This window comes from Marinimicrobium sp. C6131, assembly GCF_026153455.1.
GTDB lineage: Bacteria > Pseudomonadota > Gammaproteobacteria > Pseudomonadales > Cellvibrionaceae > Marinimicrobium.
On sequence record NZ_CP110629.1, the window covers coordinates 780,272 to 799,353 of the forward strand.

A 19,082-nucleotide genomic window follows, 5' to 3' on the forward strand; every position below is an offset into this window, starting at 1 on the left:
GGCTATATGGGCAGCATGTTTTCGCCAAGCAGTCTACACGAGGAAATTTTTCGAATTTTGTGCTACCTTTTCTACGCTGATACGTTCTACGTCACGAATTACGCGGCCTATGGGGCATGATAGGAAAATAGCTAAATGTGAAATGCGGACGCTTTCTATCTAACAATACTGTTATGTGTATGGAGAAATAGTGCTTAAATTTACTGCCGGGATAATTTTGGGGATTGCAGTTGGGGTATCCGGCGTATATGTATATTACTGCCTAAGTTTTGAGTTTGATCTTAGTCATGCAACAAATATTATAATTGCTGCTGCTACTCTCTTCGCGGTTTCGATACACTTCGATGCTCAGAGGACAGCGAATAAGAATCGGATTTGGGACACGAACAAGGAAATGTTATTAGATCTTATTCATTCACTATCGAAAGCAATGAATGCAACCGATCTCGAAATTGAATACGAGCTAAAGCATCAAGCAGGTCAGAGCTCCGCTGAGGAGATTGAAGGACAAGCAGCAAGTTTTGATGATTTAGACAGAAAGATTGACTACGTTCTAAGCGTGTACAGTCCATTAATGGAGTCTAATTTGGTTGTGGATATAAAAACGTTCAAATCTGAAAGTGACGAAATTACCCGAAAAGCGCTTAAAGACGAAGTAAGTAACTTAGAGGCTTACGAGGAAATGCTTGGTAAATATGAAGCATTGTATGGGAAGCTAGTAAAATTCGTTGGAAGAATCAGTGGAATCAAATACACTTAATCAGGAATCAAGTGTGTTCCCTGCGGTCGCCGGCGGCTCGTTCTTCGAGCCGCTTGTTACGAGCGTTGTTCGCACAAGAGGGGCGCGAGCATCGAACAAAGAAAGGATAGAGTTTTGTCAGTCTTCCTGAATGCATTTCCACTCAGAATCCCCGATGCGGAGCTGAAGGCTCTCCAGATTCCCTATAACAAGGAGACTCTGGATAGCCTTCGCGCGCAATACGGATTAACGCACTTTTTTCGTCGCCAAGGCGATAAAATCCTGATCTTTTCGGGGGATGGAGTATATCCCGTACCCGGGGCGCCACGCACGATCACGTTAAAGGATAATTTCAGTATATTCTGCTCGCTGGTAAAGGATGGTCTGACTAAACATCTCGCAGGTTTGGGCCGGAATCCCTTCGGCTTTACGCCCATCGTGCTGGTGAGCGCAAAGCCGGAAGACAATCTTCTGGTTCCGATTCTCGGCGATGCTTACCCGTTTAAAATTTGTGCTAAGTACACAATCGAGACGCGCATCGTTAAGGGCCATCCGCACCTTGTTATTGACTGCACAACGCGTCGGGTGCTCAAAGAGAACTGTCTGTACTTCCTGAGCGCCGGGTTCGATCTTGTTGGGCGCTATGTTGTTGCTGAACAAGACGACGGATACCGAAAGCTTCTGGGGTCAGTGAGAGAATGTAACGGTGAAGTAATATCGGTTAAACGGCCTGACGAGCAGGTAGTGCAAGTTAATGCGAAAGATGTATATCTTGAGGCCAGCCGAGTTAACTTCGACGATTACATCCTGCATACGCATGGCGGACGAAAGGACGCCATCCTGGAACGCATCCGGAAAGCTGTCTCCACATTCAATGGCGGCAAGAACAAGAAGGCCCGCATCGGCGCACTTAAAAATTACATTCAGTCGAGAGCCATTCCGCTGATCGATGCGACGCCCATTGAAGTGAAAGACTCACCGGATATTGAGAGCCAGTGCGGGCAGATTCAAAAGGCAGTTTTTGTCTTCAACGACAACGGTGAGGCCACTTGGGCTGAGAAGGGGCTCACTCAGTACGGTCCATATACGAAGCGAACGTTCGACAGGAACGACCCATCGGTCTGCGTGATCTGCGCACAGCATGACAAGGGCCGTGTCGAACAGTTTGTACGGAAGTTCCTGAAAGGTATTTCGCGAAGCAAGTATTTCAGCAGTGGCCTTGAAGGAAAGTTCTCGCTTGGGACCAGTCGCGTTGAAGTATTCACGACCTCCAACGACAGTGTGGACGCATACAAGAGCGCCATTGAGGCCGCGATCCGAAAGAAATCCGATGAGAGTGGGCGTTGGGATCTGGCACTCGTTCAGGTCCGGCAGTCCTTCAAGAAGCTCAGTGTCACGGAAAATCCTTACTATATCGGGAAAAGCCTCTTTTTCTTGCATCAGGTTCCTGTTCAGGATTTCACGATAGAACTTTTGGAGCAATCTGATTACTCACTCGGATACTCGCTTAACAATATGGCGTTGGCCTGCTACGCGAAGATGGGTGGCGTTCCGTGGCTTCTAAAATCCTCCCCGACCCTTTCCCACGAACTTGTAATCGGGATCGGCAGCGCGAATATCGGACAGGAGCGTGGCGCTGAAAACCAACGAATCATGGGAATTACCACCGTTTTCTCTGGGGATGGCAGTTATATTGTCTCGAATACTTCGAAGGCAGTTGTCACGGAAGCCTACTGCGAGGCGTTGACTTCGGTTCTCGGTGAAACCATTGAAAAAATTCAGAAGAGGATGAACTGGCAAAAAGGAGACACGATCCGCTTGGTCTTCCATGCGCAGGTTAAGAAGTTCAACAAGGAAGAAATTTCCGCCGTTCGGACTATCGTAGATAGGTACCGGGAATATCAGGTCGAGTATGCGTTCCTGAAGATTTCAGAGAACCACGGCTTGCATATGTTTGACTCCTCTACGGCCGGAGAGCAGAAGGGTAAGCTCGCGCCGCAGCGAGGAAAGACGTTCAAACTTTCCAAACATGAAATGCTCGTTTACTTGATCGGTCAGCGAGAATTACGTAATGACACGGACGGTCACCCACGCGGCCTTATTGTTGATGTACACAGGGATTCGACATTCAGGGACATCAAATATTTGAGTACACAACTTCATAGCTTTGCCTCACACTCTTGGCGCAGTTACTTCCCCAATCCTCTTCCTGTGACAATCAGCTATTCCGATCTGATCGCTCGAAATCTTGGTTGGCTGAACCAGATCCCTGGCTGGAGCGACTCTGTGATGATCGGAAAAATTGGGCAGTCCCAATGGTTCCTGTAGCGAAGGAGAATGCCTACCAACTTCGTGATTACCTTTTTAGTAAGGTGATTGAAGGTGCGCACAACGACCCTTTTAAATCTTGTTTTCTACATTTCTTGGGGTTGTCGATGTACGGTGCGCCTTCTTTCGACTTTTCGGTGCTTCCTTTGTATCAGCGGTGCGCGATTGCGGGCCTCTGTATAGGGGAAGAGCACGTTTCAAGCCAGGACGTTTTGCGCCTGCTCGGGCAAGCCGCCAAGATCGACTCCACGCCACGACCTTGGGTATCTGATATATTCGGGGTTATGGCCGTGAAGTGGCTCGTTGCAAAAATGGACGATGCACGCATCGCCAAAGAGTTTGAGAGCTGGATATCAGGATTCCTTGCACAGCAGGTGAGCGGCGACAAACTCAATATCTTCGAGAAGGACATCGCGGAGTATGTTCGTAGCGGCGAATCCGCCAATTATACCAGCGCGTGTGTGCCGCTCTTCCTTCATTATAAGAAGATTCGAAGAATCAGCGATCATCAAGAGCGGCTATCCCTCATTGACCTTTTTATGGGGGAGTTTCGGGCGCAAGCGCATAGAGATGCTCCGACAGCTTTTCTGAGTTTGATGATCTACGTTTTTGATCAGGTCAATCAGGATGTTGCCGTGGTGCCGCCCAAAGGCTGGAGCCTCGGTGACCTTCTGGGGTTTCTTGACCATATTCCCGTCGGCCTAAAGCGGTGGACATGGGAGGATGTTGGTCGGACAAAGGGCGCCGAGCCGGTTAAGTGGCCTGTTATGAACGAATACCACGTCCAGAACCTTCTCTATGTGTTACTCGCTCCAATTTTTAACGACATCGCCGACGAAGTGAATCTTCAGCCTGTAGGGCAGAAAAATCCGCGCGTTGATCTCTATCTGCCGTCGCTGCATACGATCATCGAAGTCAAGTACCGTAAGAGTGTGAAGAAGTCTTTTCCGGCGCTTATTGGAGAGATAGCCGAAGATGCGTCACTCTATCGTGCCGATGCCAGATACAAGGATTCACTGATTGTCACCTTCCTGTGGGATTGTACGCGTGCGACACAGGAACATGCAAAGTTTAAGGAAGGTGTTTTGAGGATCGATGGGATCAACGGCTGTGTTGTAGTTAGTGCGCCATCAACAATAGATAATTGATCGCATGATTAGATTTAGAAATGCAATTGGAGCTGGATTTAAAACTGTTAGTAGAGGTTTTTGTCGAAAGAATAAGTATGTTAACGCGCGTCTAACAAGACTCCTTTGGCGAGCAATCATTACACCGATTGGGACTTCCCCAATAAAGTAGACGCCAATCACAACGAAGGGGTCGGCGTAAGATGGCCGTGTTACCGACAATTGGTAGATGCCTTCTATAGTTATATAAACCACTACGGAGGTGTTCGAAATGGCGCTTAAAGGCAATCCGTTTTGAGCTCTCTAGAGCTGTACTTCCTCATTTTCGTTGGTTGTTGGGCCAGTAATAAAAGAGATGAAAATTATGAACCGATTGACGATTGGACTGACGGTGTTAGCTGTCGCGGGATGTGGGGTAAGCGGCTTTTCCGGTGGCGACGCCACGGCGGCCAACAATGCCTGCTCGGCATTGACGGGGCTTGAAATAGCGAACACCAAAATCACCAGCGCAGAGGAAAAACCGGCCGGTTCATTCAGTTTCGGCGACGGCCCCGCCAGCACGACGGCGGAGTTACCCGACCACTGTTATGTCGAAGGCATCAGCGATGAGCGTCAGGGTGCGGACGGTAAGACTTATGGCCTCGGTTTCGCGCTGGCCATGCCGGTGGATTGGAACGGCCGCTTCCTGTTTCAGGGCGGCGGCGGGCTGAATGGCACTGTGCACCCGCCGCTTGGCGGCAATGCCGCTGGCGACACGCCGGCTTTGGCGCGCGGTTTTGCGGTGATCTCCACCGATGGCGGACACAAAGGGGAGGGCGGTTTCGATGCGTCCTTCATGGCCGATCAGCAGGCCGCGCTCGATTTTGCCGGGCAATCGGTGGCCAAGGTGACCGAGCTGGGCAAGGAGATTGTGACGGCTTATTACGGGCAGGCGGCGCATCATACCTATATCTCCGGCTGCTCGACCGGTGGGCGCGAGAGCATGCTGGCCGCGCAGCGCTATCCCATGCTGTTCGACGGCGCCGTGGTCGGCGCGCCGGCCATGCGCACGGGTAACTCGAATTTCGCCCTGCGCAAGGCGGTAGTGGCCTTTAATGAGATAGCGCCCCGTGACGACGAGGGCAATCCGCAAGTTGGCCGCGCCTTTTCTCCGGAAGAACGCCGGGCGGTGCACGACGGGCTTCTGGCGCAATGCGACGGTCTGGATGGCATTGAGGACGGTGTGGTCGCCAATGTCCGTGGCTGTGACTTCGACCCCAACCAGCTCGTCTGCGAGGAAGAGGGAGGCGATTCGTGTATCTCCCAGGCGCAGGCGGACGCGCTCGACAAGGCCTTCGCGCCGCTCGTCAACAGTGCCGGCTACGAGATCTATCCCGCCTTTCCCGTCGATACCGGCATGATCGAGGGGCACATGACCTATATTCCGGGTGAGAATTTCTTCTCCCCCGGCGCCAGCGCCGACCAGACCGAGATCGATATCGATGCCGAAGATGCAGAGTTGCGCGATGATCCGATGCAAGGGCGCACCGACAGCTACGGCTGGACCAACTTTTCCACCTTCCTTGATCGCGGTGGAAAGATCCTGTTCTACCACGGTGTCAGCGACGCCTGGTTCTCGGCCTATGACACCCTCGGGTTCTATCAGCGCGCAGCCGAAGCCAACGAAGGCTGGAGCGATGCCAGCCGGTACTACCACGTACCCGGCATGGGCCATTGCGCCGGAGGGGCCAATACCTACGATTCCTTTGATCTGCTGGGCGCGGTCGTCGACTGGGTGGAAAACGGCGAAGCGCCGGAGGGTGTCATCGCCTCCCGCGAAAACCCGGAACCCGCCAGCCGCAAGCTCTGCGCCTATCCGGAGCACCCGCACTATATTGGTGGTGATGAGGCCTCTGCCGATAGTTATGAGTGTCGGTAGAGAGCGACTGTTGATGGTGATGAGAAGAGTTCTGGCAGCGCTACTGTTTCTTCCGCTTGGTGCCGTTGCCGGTGACCTTCAGCCTTTTGTAACCGATGGGTGCAGTTCCTTTCCGGACGGCACAGTCCAGAATAACGAGCTATGGCTCTCATGCTGTGTCGCCCATGATTATGCCTACTGGAAAGGCGGCACCTATCGGGATCGTATTGACGCCGACAACGAACTGAAGCGTTGCGTTGCCGACGCCGGTGAGCCAGAAATCGCAATGCTTATGCTGGCTGGGGTCAGGGTCGGTGGTACGCCATTTCTGCCTACCGGGTTTCGCTGGGGATTCGGTTGGCCGTTTCTGAGAGGCTATAAAGCGCTGACCGAGGACGAGCTGGACCAAATACGCGCACTGGAAGGCGAGGGTGATCCCTTGTAACCCCTGACTGCTGGGTTTGCCCCTATTCGGAGCACTGCACCAGGCTCTGATGGAGCATTCACATTTCAGCGACGTTTTAGTCACATTGGTGCTGTTAACCTCCCAACGTTTCATACCAATTACGGTCGATTCTCGGAGGAATGGCATATGACTAGGCGATTGAGGAATAGGGGCACGCACTTGAGGCGGGTATCCTGGTTGATTCTGTCGATGTTTCTGATTGGTGTTCCTGTTTTCACCCAGGCCGCCGAGGCGCCTGGTGCGCTGACTATTGTTGTGAAAGATCAGACTGAGCGGCCACTCTCAACCGTGCAGATCACGATCACGGAACGGGAAACCAATTCCACACAATCAGTAGAAACCGACGCTCGAGGTCGCGTTGTCGTTGAACAGCTCGATCCCGGCCTCTACTCGGTAAGCATCGCGAAAGGCGGGTTTGCTACAGCGTATGAGCCCAGCATACGCGTGATTACGCGCAAAAATGTCCAGATTGGCTTCGAGCTCAGGCCGCAGACCATTGAGGAAGTGCTGGTTCGAGCACAGCAAGCGGATCGATCGACCGTGGCGTCAGCTTCCAGTACTTATCTTGATAGAGAAGCGTTGCGAAGTGCGGTTGGCGGTGGCGCCGATCCGCTTCTCTCGCTGGACGGGTTACCTGGCCTGGCATCCACTGGTGAATTCGCAAACTTTAGCGTACGCGGCCGTGGTCCGAGAGATAATCTCTTATTTGTAGATGACTTTCCCTTTGATAAAGCGGTGCATTTTGATGCATCACTGGGTGAAGACGAAGATGTCGGAGGCGGCGGGCGTTTCTCGATTTTCGCACCGAACGTTATCAGCGGCGCTGAGTTCTCACCGGGTGGATGGGGGCCGGCCTATGGCGGTAAAGCGGCTTCGCTACTGAAACTGGAAGTCGCCGATGGTAATCCGAGCCCTTCAGCAAGCCTGCGCCTTGACCTGGCGGGCTTTGAGGTGGGCTACGACGGCCCTGCAGGTATCACTGAAGACTCTACTTTGCTCGTTTCTGCTCGACGACTGGATTTTGGCGCTCTATTTGAAACGATCGAAGAGCTGGACATCGGCGACCCTGTTTTAAGAGACGTCATCGTCAAGTCGGTCGTGCCCCTCAACGAGAACCACACCTTCGAAGTTCTATTGATGGATACCCACGAAGACTATACTCGCGGCGTTACTCACGTTTTTGAATCGCCCAACTTCGAGGATGCGGCACTTCAAGATTCTGAACAGGACAGTGATCTGTACGGTCTGACACTGCGATCGTTGATCGGTGACGAAGCCGTCTTGACCAATAAGGTTTACTACCGAAAAAGCGACAAGGTCAGCTCAGAGGGTGAAGCATTTCCTGATCTGGTGCCTGAGGGGTCCCCCGCGTCCAGCTTTCCTGTGCGGGAGGACATTATTACCATTGGTGAAGGTGAAACGGAGACCGGCTGGCGAAGCGATTTTGAGACAGGGAATCAATGGGGTGTGTTCAGTGCCGGCGTTCGATTGACGCAGATTGAATTGGATTACAACACTGTACTGGATGGCGACTGGAACCGGTTTGTCTACGACAGCGATGATTTCAGGCCAGACCCCGAACAGCGTTACATAGTGTTGACTCCCGAGAATATCAACTCTTCAATAAACCGGAAAGAAACGAGCTATGCGGGCTACGTAGATCAGGTTTTCGAAACCGGTGATTGGGATTTTGGCACCGGATTGCGGGTCGAACGGGACGGTTTCTCTGATGAAAGCTTGGTGTCGCCCAGGTTCAGCGCCAACTGGCGGCCGAGTAAAACGGTTCGATACTTTGCGACCGCAGGGCTCTTTCATCAGTCGCCACGGTTTTTAGAGCTTGCCGCCAACGAGTCGAACGATCTTGAGAACGAAAAAATCACGCATGGAAGTATCGGTATGAAATATTTCCTGACCAACAACTGGTCGGTGTTGACGGAGGCCTATTATCAAGATCTCGACAACCTGGTGGTCGACCTTGATCGGACCAGCGGTACCTTTGCCAATAGGGGGGAGGGCACATCCTACGGCGTCGATTTCGTGGTGAACGGTACTATTCGGGAAGGTATTTACGCTACCGCAACCTACTCTTACAACGATATCGTCATAGATCAGAAGGATGGTCGCGGAGAAGTCGCCGCCGACTTCAGCCGAAAGCATGTCGCGACCCTCGGCCTGACCTGGGAAATCAGCGACCGCTGGAAGGTCGCCGGACGCTACAAATATCTTTCTGGCCGGCCAGACGAAGAATTCATTATTCACTCAGACGTGCTGGGACCAGGGCAGCCTCTGCGATACTCAAAAGAGATTACTGAGCGTAATATTGGTCGTAAAGACGATTACAGCTTAGTGAACCTTCGGGTTGACTATCGGCGCGCTTTTGGCCCCATAGATGTGACATCCTTTCTCGATGTCATCAATGTAACGGCAGCGTCTTCGAGTGACGACGCCGAGTTTGACTATCGCCGAGGCCTCGAAGTGGAAGACAGTAGCGAAGCCGAGCCTTTGATTGGTCTGCGGCTGGACTATGCTTGGTAACTGGGCTTGGCAAGTTGGGCGTGGTAAATCGTGTCTGGTAAGGGAGGGCAGTAGATGGTACGCAATTTGGGCGATGTGCCAATTAGAGCGTTGATTGTCGAAGACAACCGCGATATCTGCGGGAACATCGCCGCGTACCTTGAAAAGCATAGTTATGTCCTGGATTTTGCCTATGACGGTATTAGGGCCATGCACCTGGCGTTATCGAATACCTACGACGTTATTGTTCTGGATTTGATGCTTCCAGGAATGGATGGCCTGAGTTTCTGCAGGAAACTGCGAGCTGAAGGCTCAGTGGGAACACCCGTTCTTATGCTGACGGCGAGAGACACGCTTGACGATAAACTCAAAGGATTTGAGGCCGGAGCCGATGACTACCTGGTCAAACCATTCGCCCTGCAGGAGTTGCATGCGAGACTTCAGGCGCTGTACAAACGCAGTCACCGAAACACTGACAATCTGTTGACTGTGGGTGATCTGACGATGAACAGATCCACGCTGCAGGTGCATCGTGCGGGGCGTCGGGTCGATCTCACTCCTGCTGGGATGAGGCTGCTGGAACGATTGATGGAGGAGGCTCCGGCGGTTGTGGCTCGCGATGATCTCGAAACGTTGTTGTGGGCTGACGAGCGCCCCGATGGTGATGCGCTTCGCTCGCACTTGTACAGGCTGAGGCAGGCTGTCGATGGGCCCTTCGATACCCCGCTGATCCATACGGTGCACCGCATCGGGTATCGAATTGCAGAGGGTGATCAATAATGTACCGGCGCAGCTTGCGCAAGCGTGTCGCAATTGCCTTTGCGATATGTATTGCTACGCTCAGTGTGGTCTGGGGACTCGCGTTCTTCGCTGCGATCAGGTTGAGTGAAGACCGTGTGCTGGTGAATCAGCTACAGCGTGCCGCCGAAAGCTATCCCTCTCTGACGACGAACCTTCGCGGATACGATGAGGCCCGTAGCTTGCCGGAGCCACTCAGGGAGTGGGGGCAGACAAACCCCGATGAGGGATTGTACGAATTCGCTGCCGAGGAATTGCACGTCGCGGTAGTGCCTGTCGACAATGAACAAAGAAACGCCTTTGTGGTTTTCGACGTTGCCGGGATTGAGGCGGCATCATCAGAGGACTGGTGGTGGCTGCTCCTTATCACCGGTGTCGTGGGTGCGCTCGGCGTTATTGGTTTCGGGCTGGGAATCGTTGTGATGCGCAGAGCCGTCGCCCCTGTTTGGCAGCTCGCCAAAATGGTCGAGAACATCGACCTGGAAAACCTATCGGCTGGAGATCATAAACGCATAGAGGCTAGCCGGTTCGGCGATGATGAAGTCGGCATGCTCGCTGAGACCATCGAGAAGACTGTTGAGCGCATCAGCGCTTTTGTTGCGAGGGAGCGATATTTTACCAGTTCAGCCAGTCATGAGTTGCGCACGCCGATCACAGTGATTACAGGCGCGCTCGAGCTTCTGGAGCAAAGCGAGCTGTCAACGACCGATGTGGAGGTGGTGGCTCGAATAAGGCGTGCGACGCTCGAAATGAGAACCACGATTGAAATGTTCTTGTGCCTTGCCCGGGAAACCGACGATGGGTTGTACGAGGAGCAGTTCTTAGTGATGCCGCTGGTAAGGCAGGCGATAGACCAGCAGCGCTACCTGTTGAACGACAAGTCCGTCGATGTTGAAATTGACCTGATCGATATTGAAATCGGTGATCTGTCAAAACCCATGGCCAGAGGACATGCGCAGGCTTTTTCTATCGCGGTCAACAATCTGGTGCGTAATGCGTTCGAGCACACGCTCGACGGCCAGGGGCCGATTACGATTCATGTCGACGAGCGTGAGCTATTCATTACCAACCAGGTGCGCAGCGACTCTGATGAACGGCACATGTCGATCGAGGCGGCGTCGCCAAACGGGTATGGTCTGGGTCTGGGTATCGTTCAACGGCTGTGTGAGCGCAATGGCTGGTTGTTTTCATTGCGCGCTGATGAGGTGAGTGTAGCCGCCCGCCTCTCGTGGTGACGACGGGACAACGTGGCCAATCCGCCAGGGAGTCCAGGTAAGTCCGGTTAAACCCGGAGAAGTCCACCATGGCATCCAGATCATTCAGGGATGAGTGTGCTCCCGCCGGATATCCGCTTTTCTCAGACCCCCGCCAACGCCAGTCAGCTTTGCCAGCAGAGCCCGGAAACACTCGAGCAGTTCTTACGTTGTAATCCCCAGGTTGCCAGCGGCAATACCACGATGCCGGGGCACTCCGCGTACAATATTTCGTCGGAGTCCACTGTGGCGTCGAGGATAGTGACGCAACAATTCAACAGCCTGCCAATGACCGCTCGCCAGAATCTTGATCAATGTGTTGCGGACTATGGTTATGATGTTCATGCCCTGGCCGAGTTCTACGAGCGCCACCGCCCTAAGCAACGCCGGGCGCGGTATCACGCTGACCGAGTGTAGTCGAGATCGGGGAATCCACGTGTCGGATATGCATGAGGGGCAGAAGGTGAGCCGACTTTCTTAGGCGCTACGGTACTCCGGCCGTTTAGCGTTAGCGGCGACTCCAATGGGGTGGGCGGTCATTATCGGCTCAAGTATTGCCATTGGTGCGGTCGCGGCCTATCAGGCAGATAAGTTTGGGCAGGGTTTTATCGGGCGAATGTGGGATAGGATTTTCTGAGATGGCATTGGATTGGTTTTTGATCTATGACATTGTAGGGGCGTTAAGTCTAATTCTAATGGGCGTTTTCTGGGTCGTCTTTTTATTCTATTCGGTGAGAAGGATTGAAAAGGGAATAGTGGCAGAAGGGAAGCCCAGGCCTTGCCAATGGGATCCTATGGGACTTAGGGCCTTTTTCTATGCCTGGAAGGTTTCTTTCCCCTTAAAGTTTTTGCGGTATGTCGACGATGGGGTAATTGATCCTCATGATGTTAAGCGATATTCAAATAATGTCGACTTTTGGTTGGCCTCTATCTTAAATGTCGCTTCGCATACGTTTTTCTTAATGGTTCTTGTGAGCTGGGTCGTTGGTCTATAGCAGACACTTGCATGAAAAAGTCAGCCACTAGTTATGAACGTCGCGAGCGGGCATTGTCTGTCACTGCGAAAATGGATTCAAGACTACCGTGCCTGTGCCCTCAAAGTCTCGTTCGTTGCGGGTCACCAAGGTGAGTTGGTGCACCTGCGCCGTAGCGGCAATCAGGGCGTCCCGCTCCGGTTGGGGATCGGGCGTGTGGAGATGAGCGCAGCGTCTCGCGACAGCCTCATCCACTGGTAAAATCCGGTGCTGAAACTCGGGTAATACTTGTTCTTCCAGCCACCGGCGTAGAACGGCGCCTTGGCGTTTGTCCTTTCGCTCAATTCGCAAGACACCCAGTTCCAGCTCCAGAACAGAGATCGCGGACAGATAGAGCAGCTCCGGGCTGACTTCGTCGGCCCACTGCACTACGCCGGCATCGGCGCGGCCGCTGGCCGCTTTGCGCAATTCCGAGATGATATTGGTATCGAGCAGGTACATCAGTCCAGCTCTGCCGGTTTGAGCCCCAGGCGGCGGGTTACGGGTTCAAATTCCACTTCGGTGGCTGCCGGGCTGGAGAGGCGCTCAACGATTGACGTGCGCTTGCCGGTCAAACGCTGGTACTCCGCGTAACTCATCATTACGTGGGAAGGTTGCCCCCGGTCGGTAATAATGACCGGGCCAGTCAGTGAAGACTTTTTGATCCGGCTCAGCGCCTGATTCAGTTCCCTGCTGGAAACAGTCTGCTTTGTCATAACCCACCTCCGGTGAGATCTCTGATGGATGTGACTACGTTACTACAATCTCAGGGTTTTTGCCACAGATAACCAAAAGGCGTCAGCGCCGGCTAGCTCCGCAACGTTGTGCGCCTATTCACAAAACGGTAACCACCGGTGTCGCTCACCTTGCGGCTTTCCAGTCCGCTGATTAGACTTCGGTCTGGTTTCGATTTCTGACCAAGGACGATGCGTATATGGACGACGCGCCACAACTCTATCTTTCCGGCATGGGCATGGTAAACGCCATTGGTGGCTCCGTTTCCATGGTCTGGGCGGCGGCCGGTGCCGGTATCAACCGCTACACCCTCTCCCGCTTTGTCGATGACCGCGGCAACCCCATCCGGCTGGCGCCGGTGCCTGATGAGGTGTTTTATCACCCGGGCTGGGCGCTGGATGAGGGCGACTTTCACAGCGAACCGCAAGACCATGCCATCAAAATGGCGCTTCACGCTTTGGGTCAGGTGGCAGAGCAGGGCGCCTTTCCCGAGCAGGCGCCGCTGATTCTGGCCATGAACGAGCCCGAGCTGTGCGCCGATTGCCTTCCCCTGGATAAACTCAAAGCCAACCTGGCTCTGGCAGGCCATGATTGGCTGTCGCCGGAATTGCTGCGAAACCTGCACACGGGCCGTGCGGCGGGCCTGGAGGCCGTGGCCTTCGCTTACGATTACTTGGCGGAGACTTACCCGCAAGGCATGGTCATTGGCGCCAGCGACTCACCCAACCATTACACCCGCCTGCGCATACCGGAAAAGCAGAGCCGGCTCCTGACCTTGGGACCAAACGATGGCTACGCGCCGGGGGAGGGCGCGGCGTTTGTGGTCCTGACCGCAGACCCAGCGAGGGCTCTGGAGGAGAATGGGCAAATCATCGTGGTACATCCGCCGGGCCTGGCTCGGGAAACCGGGCATTGGTTCAGCGACGAACACTATCGGGGCGAGGGGCTGGACGCCGCGTTCAAAGCGGCGCTGGCGGACTACAACGGCCCGGCCATCCACAGTATCTACAGCAGCATGAACGGCGAACGTTATTGGGCCAAGGAATACGGCGTGGCCATGACCCGCAGCCGGGACCGGTTGAGTGATGACGTCCATTTGGTGCATCCGGCCGAGTATTACGGCGATCTGGGCAGTGCCACGGCCCCCTCGCTGCTGGCGCTGGCCGCGTTTGATCTGCTGAAAAACACCAGGGCGCAGAGCCACCTGGTGTACAGCTCATCCGATGCCGGCCTGCGTGGCGCACTGATCGTGGAAAAACGCCCCAGGGCAATGGAAATCAGCAAAGGAGAAGCGATATGACACAGGTGGGCGAGAGCGTGTTTGTGCCCCAGCCGCCCAATAGCGGCGGTGATGAGGATGACGAGCGCAAGAAAAAGATCAGTGTTCGGTTGCTGTTGTTTTTTGATGGGACGGCCAATAACCGAACGAATGTGGAGGAGCGGGAGAAAAATACTGAGGTGTACCAGGCGTTGGCCGATCAGTGGGTGGGACTGAAGGCCTACCAAAGCTATAACAATGGCAAGTCCAATATTGCCTTATTGGAGGCGCAAGTCGATGACAAGAAGGCGCCTGAACCTTTCCAGCATGCTCTCAAGTTGTATGTTGAAGGCGCTGGCACTGAAGACCGGGAAGCGGATCATCGCCGAGGGTTGGCAATGGGAATAGGGTCTACCGGTATAGACGCGAAGGTGAAAAAAGGTATTGAGAAAGCGGTGTCAAAACTGAGGAAGCTTTTCCAGAGCGCGGACGAAGACACCACGCTGAAGCAATTGGCTATTGATTTGTTTGGATTTAGCCGTGGCGCCGCGAGTGCGCGCTACTGTATCCATAAGCTGATGGACGCAGGCGGTGAGCCAATATCCGAGCAGCTGGAGGTTGAGGGATTTCCCGCCGATAAAATCGAGATCAACCTGGTCGGACTGTTTGATACTGTCTCCTCCCATGGGATGTCGTTCAATAACGATGTGAGCACGCTCAAGCTGGATTCGATTCGCAGAGCCAAACGCGTTGTTCAGTTGGAGGCTTCGGAGGAGTACCGAAGAAACTTTTCCCTGACCACTATTGATAGTGCCGGCGGGAAAGGGCAGCGTATTTGCCTGCCCGGCGCCCATAGTGATGTGGGTGGAGGCTATCGCTCTGGCCCCGAGGCTCAGGTCGTCTATCGGGGGCATCAGCGGGATCGCCACAGCGATCGGGACTGGCTTCTGGCGCAAGGCTGGTATCGCCCGGAGGAGCTCAGGCTACCCACTTCCCGCAATACGTTGAGCCACGTTATTCATGCCGAGCGGGAGCTGGTGAAAACCAGCTACAGCAAAATCCCTTTGGAACTGATGGCGGAGTTTATTCAGGATGAGGGGGTGGCCATGAATAAGCAAAAATTCCCGGAACTTGTTGATTTGAGCGAAGAGTCTGACGAATTGCAGGAGTTGCAGAGTCGCATACAGGCTTACGTGGCATCGGGTAGTGAATCCAGGCCAGAACACTGGCAGGGTCGTGACCCCTTGCTTCGTATTATTCGCCATCAGTACCTGCATCTTTCTGCGCATTATTCGAGTGTGGGGATGTCTCCGAGACTTCACGAAGGTCAACGCAGGCGAAAATACCATGAAGGTTAAAACCCGGCGCCGATACACTCTGATATCGGCACTGTTACTGTTACTCGGTTGTGAGGATTCTATGACCAAAGCGGATTGGCTGGCGTCAGAGTCGGCGCCCAATGATTACCCGATGGAGGTGATTTCCGGAACTTTTCTGTATCCAGGCGAAGATCATGGGCTTTACGTCCCCGACGGTAAAACTGTCCATCACGGCTGGGGATACCCCGTTTCCACCCATGTGGTAGGGCCGGATCAAAAGCCATTACCGGATAGGTTGCGGATTACCTATTATTCGTACTTGGAAGATCAGTTCTATCGGGGCGAATTTGAACTGCCCTATGAGAGCATTGTGCAGATGGTTAATGAGGGCTATCCAAATCATAAGACGCCGCCGGCAACTATGTACTATGACGAACTGACCGTCGGCATGGCTCCCGGAGGCAGCGTCGCGGTGTGGCTGGTTGGTATTGGAAAAACCACAGAAATATTCTTTGGAAAAGCTGAGCCCATTGATTACGATTGGGAGAAGTACTGGTCTGACGCTTTTATGAGCGATCATCCAAAGCCGAGAGAGCAATACTTCGAGAAGGCGCTTGGACTTTATCTGACTCCCGAGCAGCGAAAACGCCTCGAAACCGAAGGCATACCCTTCGACAAGTGGGAGCGGATGCGCACCCACTACCATTGGCAGCCCGAGTTCTTCCGTATGGCGGGGCCGGATTCCCCGGGAACGATCAATTACCTCAACGGCGAACTCTACCACTTACGTTACCCCCTCAGCGAGGAAGACGCCGCCAAGCCCAGGCCATTACCCAAGCGCATGAGTTTCCACAGCGGAAAGTATCTTTTTATCATCCATTTCGATGAAGACGAGATGCTGGACGTGTTCGAAAAGATGGCGGAGGGCGATAATCCGCTCTATCTGGATATCGCACCCGGAATACCCCGGGCAGAAACCGCCATCCGGGTGAGAAACCAGGAGGATGAGCATATTGACCTTGAGAAGTTTACCGTGGAGGAGATCAATTAGTCCTACATCGAGCCGTCGGGCCTGCACCGGTGCCCGAAACACCATACGGCGGATGCGCCTTCGGCTTATCCGCCCTGCGCAAGCCTTGGGGATTGGCGCGGGCTATCAATTATGAGGGAGAAGTATAAGAAAGATGGTACCAGAGGCCGGACTCGAACCGGCACACCCTCGCGGGCGGGGGATTTTGAATCCCCTGCGTCTACCAATTTCGCCACTCTGGCATCGTATGGTGTCGATGTGGGGCGGGATTATAGCAGCGTGCGGGGGTTCGTCAACCGGAGATTGTGGTCATTTTCGGGGTTTTCCGGTACCCTTGCGGCCTTTTGAACCTGCCTGAATACACGTCTTATGCGCCGCCAGGATTTTTACTACGATCTGCCCGAATCCCTGATTGCCCGTGAACCGGCCGCCGAGCGACGCGGGAGTCGCTTGCTGGGGCTGGATGGCCCGACCGGGAAGGTGACCCACGGTCAATTCCCGGACCTGCTGGAGCAGGTCCGGCCCGGGGATCTGATGGTGTTCAACGACACCAAGGTCATTCCCGCCCGCCTGTTCGGGATGAAAGACACCGGGGGCAAGGTGGAAATTCTGGTGGAGCGCCTGCTCACCGATGCCCGGGTGTTGGCCCACACCCGGGCGAGCAAGTCCCCCAAGATTGGCAGCCTGATCGTGCTGGAAGACGGCACCCGCTTGGCGGTCACCGGACGGCGCGATGACCTGTTCGAATTGAACTTCCCGCCGGAGGAAACCGCGCTGTCGGTATTGGAGCGTCTGGGGCATATGCCGTTGCCGCCCTATATCGATCGGGAGGATGAGGCGCTGGACCGGGAGCGCTACCAGACGGTTTACAGCCGCAAAGCGGGCGCCGTGGCCGCGCCCACCGCCGGTCTGCATTTTGATGATGATCTGCTGGCCCAGTTGCAGGCCAAAGGCGTCAATCTGGCGTTTGTCACTCTGCATGTGGGCGCCGGGACCTTCCAGCCGGTGCGGGTGGACAATATTGCCGAGCATAAAATGCACAGCGAGGTCATGGACCTGAGCGAACAAGTGGCCGAGCAGGTGCGCGCCACCCGCGCGACCGGCGGTCGGGTGATTGCCGTGGGCACCACCAGCGTGCGCTGCCTGGAAACCGCCGCCGCTCGTGCCGAACCGGGGCAGGGCATGGCCGCCTACCAGGGCGAGACCGATATCTTCATTACCCCCGGCTTTGAATTCAGGGCGGTGGATGCGTTGCTGACCAACTTCCACTTGCCCGAGTCCACGCTGATGATGCTGGTGTCCGCCTTTGCGGGCTACCGGCACATCATGGACGCCTATCGAGAAGCCGTGTCTCAGGAGTACCGCTTTTTCAGTTACGGCGATGCCATGTTTATCACCCGCAACCCGGACGCTCCGCGCGATATTCCGGGCAGTCCTTCCGAGGGATAACAGATGTCTTCCTTTATGCAGTTTGAACTGGACCGGGAAGACGGCCTGGCCCGACGCGGCCGCCTGAAGTTCCCCCGTGGCGTGGTGGAAACCCCCGCTTTTATGCCCGTGGGCACCTACGGCACGGTCAAGGGCATGTTGCCTCGGGATATCGAGGCGATTGGCGCCCAGATCATCCTCGGCAATACCTTCCACCTGATGCTGCGCCCCGGCACGGAGGTCATCAAGGCCCATGGCGACCTGCATGACTTTATGCAGTGGTCCGGCCCGATTCTGACCGACTCGGGTGGTTTCCAGGTGTTCAGCCTGGGGGATATCCGCAAGATCACCGAGAAAGGGGTGTCGTTCCGCTCGCCCATTGACGGCAGTCCGGTGTTTCTCGGCCCCGAGGAGGCCATGCAGGTGCAGCGGGATCTGGGCTCGGACATTGTGATGATCTTTGATGAGTGCACCCCGTACCCGGCCACCGAGGACGAGGCGCGCAAGTCCATGGAGCTGTCCCTGCGTTGGGCCCAGCGCTCCAGGGACGCCCACGGCGATAACCCGTCCGCGCTGTTCGGCATTGTGCAGGGCGGGATGTACGAGAACCTGCGCCGGGAGTCTCTGGCGGGCCTGGAGGCGATCGGCTTTGACGGCTACGCCATCGGTGGCCTCTCGGTGGGCGAGCCCAAAGAGGATATGGTGCGCGTGCTGTCGGCCCTGACGCCCCATATGCCCAAAGACAAGCCCCGCTACCTGATGGGTGTGGGCAAACCGGAGGATCTGGTCGAAGGTGTGCGCCGGGGGGTGGATATGTTCGACTGCGTGATGCCCACCCGCAATGCCCGCAATGGCCATCTGTTCACCCATGAAGGGGTGATCAAGATCCGCAATGCAAAGCATCGCCACGACACGGGTTCGCTCGACCCTCAGTGTGACTGCTACACCTGCCAGAACTTCAGCCGCGCCTATCTGCACCACCTGGACAAGTGCGGTGAGATCCTCGGCGCTCAGCTTCAGACCATTCACAACCTGCGCTACTACCAGTTGGTGATGGCCGGGTTGAGGGAGGCCATTGCCGCCGGCGCGTTGGAGGCTTTTGTGGCCGACTTCTATCGGGCTCGCGGTAAGGACGTGCCGGCGCTGACGCCATAAATTACCGGGCGGGGCGCGGTTG

16 protein-coding genes, 1 tRNA gene and 1 pseudogene are annotated in these 19,082 nt (G+C 54.9%); 15 read left to right on the forward strand and 3 right to left on the reverse strand.

Annotated features, from left to right (window positions below):
- The first annotated feature begins 190 nt into the window (after positions 1-190).
- The 10 genes and pseudogenes from OOT55_RS03300 (at position 191) to OOT55_RS03340 (ending at position 11,539) form a co-directional block, all read left to right on the forward strand.
- Positions 191-760, forward strand: a complete 570-nt coding sequence (locus OOT55_RS03300) for a hypothetical protein (protein WP_265367736.1) — start codon at positions 191-193, stop codon at positions 758-760.
- Between the two features lie 114 nt (positions 761-874).
- Positions 875-3,067 carry an argonaute/piwi family protein gene (locus OOT55_RS03305; protein WP_265367737.1) on the forward strand — a complete coding sequence of 731 codons (2,193 nt, stop codon included), beginning with the start codon at positions 875-877 and terminating at the stop codon, positions 3,065-3,067.
- A complete protein-coding gene (locus tag OOT55_RS03310; protein WP_265367738.1) occupies positions 3,055-4,215 on the forward strand; it encodes a hypothetical protein in 1,161 nt (386 codons plus the stop codon). Before OOT55_RS03305 ends, OOT55_RS03310 begins: the two co-directional genes overlap by 13 nt.
- A 343-nt stretch (positions 4,216-4,558) precedes the next feature.
- Positions 4,559-5,596 (forward strand): annotated as a pseudogene (locus OOT55_RS03315) (DUF6351 family protein); the annotation flags it as partial.
- A 111-nt stretch (positions 5,597-5,707) separates the two neighbouring features.
- Positions 5,708-6,112, forward strand: coding sequence for a tannase/feruloyl esterase family alpha/beta hydrolase (locus OOT55_RS17815; protein WP_416140989.1), 405 nt, complete (start codon positions 5,708-5,710; stop codon positions 6,110-6,112).
- Positions 6,099-6,536 carry an FAD-binding oxidoreductase gene (locus OOT55_RS03320; RefSeq protein ID WP_265367740.1) on the forward strand — a complete coding sequence of 146 codons (438 nt, stop codon included), beginning with the start codon at positions 6,099-6,101 and terminating at the stop codon, positions 6,534-6,536. The genes OOT55_RS17815 and OOT55_RS03320 overlap by 14 nt, the downstream gene beginning before the upstream one ends.
- A 210-nt stretch (positions 6,537-6,746) precedes the next feature.
- Positions 6,747-9,092, forward strand: a complete 2,346-nt coding sequence (locus OOT55_RS03325) for a TonB-dependent receptor (protein WP_265367741.1) — start codon at positions 6,747-6,749, stop codon at positions 9,090-9,092.
- Between the two features lie 81 nt (positions 9,093-9,173).
- Positions 9,174-9,851 (forward strand): response regulator transcription factor, encoded by a 678-nt coding sequence (locus OOT55_RS03330; protein ID WP_265368777.1) that lies wholly within the window; start codon positions 9,174-9,176, stop codon positions 9,849-9,851.
- On the forward strand, positions 9,851-11,104 hold the full coding sequence (locus OOT55_RS03335; protein WP_265367742.1) for a sensor histidine kinase: 1,254 nt from the start codon (positions 9,851-9,853) through the stop codon (positions 11,102-11,104). Before OOT55_RS03330 ends, OOT55_RS03335 begins: the two co-directional genes overlap by 1 nt.
- A 90-nt stretch (positions 11,105-11,194) precedes the next feature.
- Positions 11,195-11,539, forward strand: coding sequence for a hypothetical protein (locus OOT55_RS03340; protein WP_265367743.1), 345 nt, complete (start codon positions 11,195-11,197; stop codon positions 11,537-11,539).
- Positions 11,540-12,177: 638 nt separating this feature from the next.
- Here the strand turns inward: OOT55_RS03340 and OOT55_RS03345 are convergent.
- Both OOT55_RS03345 and OOT55_RS03350 read right to left on the reverse strand, forming a co-directional pair.
- Positions 12,178-12,597: a type II toxin-antitoxin system VapC family toxin gene (locus OOT55_RS03345; RefSeq protein ID WP_265367744.1), complete on the reverse strand. Its 420-nt coding sequence runs from the start codon at positions 12,595-12,597 to the stop codon at positions 12,178-12,180.
- Complete coding sequence (locus OOT55_RS03350; protein ID WP_265367745.1) at positions 12,597-12,851, reverse strand: type II toxin-antitoxin system Phd/YefM family antitoxin; 255 nt, start codon at positions 12,849-12,851, stop codon at positions 12,597-12,599. The genes OOT55_RS03345 and OOT55_RS03350 overlap by 1 nt, the downstream gene beginning before the upstream one ends.
- Before the next feature lie 218 nt (positions 12,852-13,069).
- Between OOT55_RS03350 and OOT55_RS03355 the strand changes: the two genes are divergently transcribed.
- The 3 genes from OOT55_RS03355 (at position 13,070) to OOT55_RS03365 (ending at position 16,498) form a co-directional block, all read left to right on the forward strand.
- Positions 13,070-14,170 (forward strand): hypothetical protein, encoded by a 1,101-nt coding sequence (locus OOT55_RS03355; RefSeq protein ID WP_265367746.1) that lies wholly within the window; start codon positions 13,070-13,072, stop codon positions 14,168-14,170.
- A gap of 17 nt (positions 14,171-14,187) precedes the next feature.
- Positions 14,188-15,486 (forward strand): phospholipase effector Tle1 domain-containing protein, encoded by a 1,299-nt coding sequence (locus tag OOT55_RS03360; RefSeq protein ID WP_265367747.1) that lies wholly within the window; start codon positions 14,188-14,190, stop codon positions 15,484-15,486.
- Between the two features lie 61 nt (positions 15,487-15,547).
- Positions 15,548-16,498 carry a DUF2931 family protein gene (locus OOT55_RS03365; RefSeq protein ID WP_265367748.1) on the forward strand — a complete coding sequence of 317 codons (951 nt, stop codon included), beginning with the start codon at positions 15,548-15,550 and terminating at the stop codon, positions 16,496-16,498.
- A 134-nt stretch (positions 16,499-16,632) separates the two neighbouring features.
- Here the strand turns inward: OOT55_RS03365 and OOT55_RS03370 are convergent.
- Positions 16,633-16,719 (reverse strand) — tRNA-Leu (locus OOT55_RS03370).
- A 127-nt stretch (positions 16,720-16,846) separates the two neighbouring features.
- Here OOT55_RS03370 and queA point away from each other — a divergent pair.
- A complete protein-coding gene (gene queA, locus OOT55_RS03375; protein WP_265367749.1) occupies positions 16,847-17,926 on the forward strand; it encodes a tRNA preQ1(34) S-adenosylmethionine ribosyltransferase-isomerase QueA in 1,080 nt (359 codons plus the stop codon).
- A gap of 15 nt (positions 17,927-17,941) precedes the next feature.
- Complete coding sequence (gene tgt, locus OOT55_RS03380) at positions 17,942-19,060, forward strand: tRNA guanosine(34) transglycosylase Tgt (RefSeq protein ID WP_265368778.1); 1,119 nt, start codon at positions 17,942-17,944, stop codon at positions 19,058-19,060.
- Positions 19,061-19,082 lie beyond the last annotated feature (22 nt).